This window comes from Belliella marina (genome assembly GCF_042682445.1).
GTDB lineage: Bacteria > Bacteroidota > Bacteroidia > Cytophagales > Cyclobacteriaceae > Belliella > Belliella marina.
This window is the reverse complement of the sequence record NZ_JBHUHR010000050.1, coordinates 77,177-81,498: the sequence shown is the minus strand read 5'-3', so window position 1 is coordinate 81,498 and position 4,322 is coordinate 77,177. Positions and strand designations below refer to the sequence as shown.

Annotated in this window: 3 protein-coding genes; all 3 read right to left on the bottom strand. The window is 35.5% G+C overall.

The annotated features are described in order from the left end of the window. Window positions 1-318 precede the first annotated feature (318 nt). On the bottom strand, window positions 319-804 hold the full coding sequence (locus ACFSKL_RS22595; protein WP_376889610.1) for a hypothetical protein: 486 nt from the start codon (window positions 802-804) through the stop codon (window positions 319-321). 5 nt (window positions 805-809) lie between these two features. Further along, window positions 810-2,018, bottom strand: a complete 1,209-nt coding sequence (locus ACFSKL_RS22590; protein ID WP_376889608.1) for a C10 family peptidase — start codon at window positions 2,016-2,018, stop codon at window positions 810-812. Window positions 2,019-3,416: 1,398 nt separating this feature from the next. Next, the gene (locus ACFSKL_RS22585) at window positions 3,417-4,157 is read right to left on the bottom strand and encodes a DUF4372 domain-containing protein (protein WP_376889607.1); all 741 of its coding nucleotides are present in this window, start codon (window positions 4,155-4,157) and stop codon (window positions 3,417-3,419) included. Window positions 4,158-4,322: the final 165 nt, after the last annotated feature.

Below are 4,322 nucleotides of genomic sequence, written 5' to 3'. Positions count from 1 at the left end.
CCGAAAAAAGCTGAATACTGCCAAATTCGGGGTTTTTATGTTATGTTTTTGTTAGGTATATAGTTGATATTCAGTCGTTTAAGTGTTGAGCAAGAAGCCCTAAATCCAACCAAAAACTAAAACAAGCACTTCCTAAAATCCACCAATCAGCCTACTATTTCACCTAGCAAACACTTCACCCTACCGATGTACGCCACGACCACAGCAGCCACTATTCCGAAGAATTTCGGGGTCCTGATAGATTTTTACATCAATCAGGGCTTACCGATAGGGATCAGTATCAAGGGCTTTTCTCTTTGGGCTAATTGTTGCCTGTAGTTATTTCTCCAGCATAAAATATGGATCAGTAGTATTATCACCTATTTCCCAAATTTGTTCTCCATTTAACCAAATAGTTTCCTGAATAATAGAATGTTGGCTTCTTCGATATGAAACTTCAATAGTATCCGTTTCTATATTGTTGTTCCATTGGATATATGTTATCGGCTTGTCTTCTGTTTCAGAATAATTAAGAAAAATCCCAATTCTGTAGATTCCTTCATTCTCGTCAATTGAATAGCCTCTTGGATTGTCTAAACTTCCTTTATAAAATTCTTGACTTTCCCCGTTGATAACATAAAACAATCTAATGTCATCAGTATTTAAATGATTTGGGTTACCAGGGTTTAATAAATCTTCATTTTGGTCATTAAAAATGGAAAATTCTAAACCGGCATATAAGTTGAAATATTGTTCGTCCATTTCATCAGTATTACTACATGAAAAAAGCGTAGAAATTGTAATAACAATTAATAAATTTTTCATACCGCTTAAGGTATTATGTTATAAATCATTTTTTTGTTGTTGTTAAAATGGGTGTTTCCAGGGTTGAAATTGTCAATTGAATACCATCCATTATTGTTACCATTCAACCAACCCCAATTCATATGAAAGCTAAGAAATGAAACCCCAGTGCAATCATCTAAGTAGATTGTGATACTGCGATACCCGTCGCAAACCCACATATGTCCCGTTGTTCCATTATCACCAGCTAAAATAACAGGTCTGCTGTAGTTTGCAATGTTGCTTCGAACAACATTACTGTTGTAGTCAGCCCAACTAGCAGAGGAATAATTAAATTGGTTTTTTAAGACATTACCCATATTTGCAGAAGTAGACACCCCTGTTCCATTACAATCATACATAGGTTGTCCGCTATACATATTTCCAATGGCATCATGAATGTCAGCAATAAAATTTGCCGTTGTAGTGGTCGCCCCCAAAGAAGTCAAAGGCATTGAAGCCCAATCATAATTATTAGGATGTTGATAGTGTCTCATTACCTGTGCCATGGCAATGGGTACACATCCTGCTAACACTTGAAAATTTGTACCGCTACATGTAATAAAAGGTAATGCATCATTGAACCCTCCCAATTGATGCCAAGTGGAACTTAGTAAAGGTCCACTTGTTAGTACTTCCGTGTGTTCACACTTAGGGGGGTCGATAGTAGCATTGGGAGTTCTTATTGTGCCTGTGGATAAAACTTTATCCCATGCAACTTTCTCTCTTTCTGATTGCACAATATTTGAATTTTGAATTTGAGTTATTTGCTTTTTAGTATCATTAATCCAAAACTTTAATCCAAGAGGGTACGAATTTTCATCAACAACAAATTTGTTATCCTCCGAAAACCCTAAAATGGGTTCCGTCCTTTTATCTGCCGATAGAATAACAAAGCCTCCTTCTACATAATTTATAATATAAAAGGAAGTTTTTCCATTTTCGTTTTTGGATTCATGAATGGATTCCATAGTTCTAGTCTCAAATGTAACTTCAGACGTTCTTTTTTTTAAATGCTCATTTTTTGAAGTAAAAGGAATGTCATTTGCAATTTCCTTAACAAATGAAAGTTCTATAAAATTTTCTTGATCTAATGTATTTGTGTACTCAAATTCATTTTCCATGGAGCAGGAAAACACAAATAGTGATAAATAAATTAGAATAATTAGCGATTTTGAATGTTTGATTTTTCTCATTTTTTGATTTTTTAGGTTAAAAATTCCGTTCGTAATTTTGAATAACATTTTTATGTGTTTGAAAATAAGTTGATTACAGAATTTTTGGTTTCTCAATTTCCTCTTTTACTTCTGCCAATCTGGTAGCATTTGAAGTCAACTTTTAAGGTATCTGTAATGACTTCTAATGGTTTCTCCAAAACCATCACAACTACATCATTTCAATATCATTCGATAGGTATAACAATTGAGGACGTTCCCAATTCACTCGCAACAAACCCTTTAATAGGATTTGTTATTTTTATTAGTTATAATACTAAAAAAATATTTCAATATTTACAAATGTAGTCAATGAATTTTTTTTGTGAAAGATAAAAATAAAGGCAAAGTAAATCATAACTGTTTCGATTGTGGAATCTGTACTACCAGTCTGTGGTACAGCTACATATATGGTAACCAAACATATTTGGTCAAAGTATGGGATAAGAGAGGGTATGTTATGTTTGGAATGTTTACAAAAAAGGATTGGCAGAAGGTTTAGAAAAAGCGACTTCCCAATTTTAAAGAGGTATGGATGGGATGGGTGAACAATTACCGCCTTGCCAGCATTTCCCCTAAACTAAAATCACTCGACGAGTGGCTAAGAAACCGACTTCGATAATGTATCTGGTCCAGAAAACATTCCATAGTCCTTAACTTAAGGAGTGATTTATTTGTAAATACCTGTTTTTCAGAATGGTAAAGGTGTTCTTCCCTATTGGGAGTTTGTAGTTTTTTCCTATCTTTGAATAAATTTTGTTTATATAAAAAGCGGCGAACTTTCTTCAGCGTAATCCGCCTTTTTTTTCAAAAGCACATTTTTTTAAGGGAAAAACAACATGAAAATCCAGCCTGATGTTTATCGGGAACTAAACAATATTCAGTATAACTACAACAAGCTTGTTGACCAGGAAAGACTGGATACATTGGCCAGGGAAACAGGGTTCACCATTTTAATATGGTATGAATATTCGCTTTCACACCAGTACCCATATTTAATTAGGTACAAACTTTGAATGCAGCTGCTGTCGACTGTCGACTGAGACTGTGTAAAAACACAAAATGGACATTTAATTAATATTTTATTACTGTCGTCCGACAAAAATACGAAAATCAAAATAAAGTCCTCCAATATCGTTTTAGAGGACTTTTTTGTTGGAGTTCAAATAGTACCCCTATCCTGTGAGGAATAATTGGGGTTATACGTTTTGAAGGTCTTTTTGAAATATACTTTTAAAGTAAGCTTCGGTATGGAGTAGAAATTTTTCCAGACTGACATAGGAACATAAATTTTTTGCTGCCACCATGACCATGGTGGAAAAATCCTCCGCTTCTTTTATTCACTTGTGTAGGACTGTAAATAGGACTGTAAACAAGAGGTTAAGGATCAGCGCCATCCTTAGTTACTTCATATCGGGCATTGTCTTTTTTCCGGGTTACAAAATATCTGTTGGAACTATCCCACCTTTCAAAGCACGAGTATCGGTTGTACCCTTTGTCAAGAACCGCTATCCCCCGTTCGGGAAGTTCCATCACTTTTAAAAACATGTTTTCATTGGTAGCTGCCGAACGGATACAGATAAAATTCGGGACTCCTTCTACCAGGTTCAATTGGGCAAATACTTTTGCCCCTCCTTTTTTGTTTCCTTCCAACGGATTGCGCCCCGCTCCCTTGAGTATGTTTTTGAATAATGTAACGGTGGTGGAATCAAAAACCTCAACCAGGATGGGGTCAACCTCCCCGCCGATTTCCAACCAATTGCCTTGAAGAACCCTCTTATAATGTCTGAAAAGCCTTGAATAAAGCAATGCAAAAACCTTGTGGTCCCGATTCCGATTGGCATCTGAAAGTGTGCTTTTGGCAGGTAACTGCTTCATTCCGAATGGAATCAGTGTAAGAATGATCAGTCCAGTATTTTTACAGACCTCCCTAAGACTACCGTTTTTGGTCAAAACAGCATAGAACATGCAGATGAAATGGTCCTTGGTTTTAAGTTTCTTATAATATCTATCGGAATTTTCCTGCTCCACACACTGGTTAAAAACTTCACTTGGTATCAGGGACAAAAGCTGAGCGATAAGAGGATGCCCTGATAAAAAATTATTCTTAAATTGCGCCATATTGTTAATTCTTCGTCGAAGCAACAATATGAAAAAGGTGGGAAAGCTCCAAAAGGGCTTCCCACTTTTGATTTTTGTACTATTCTATGATTTATTTTATTAACCCAATTCGGTTTTCGGACAACAGTAGTACTAAACTCAATAAAAGTAAATGATTATCTGCAT

Coding starts and splice junctions, on each gene's coding strand:
- ACFSKL_RS22595 (WP_376889610.1), bottom strand. CDS start 804: ATGAAAAATTTATTAATTGTTATTACAATTTCTACGCTTTTTTCATGT.
- ACFSKL_RS22590 (WP_376889608.1), bottom strand. CDS start 2,018: ATGAGAAAAATCAAACATTCAAAATCGCTAATTATTCTAATTTATTTA.
- ACFSKL_RS22585 (WP_376889607.1), bottom strand. CDS start 4,157: ATGGCGCAATTTAAGAATAATTTTTTATCAGGGCATCCTCTTATCGCT.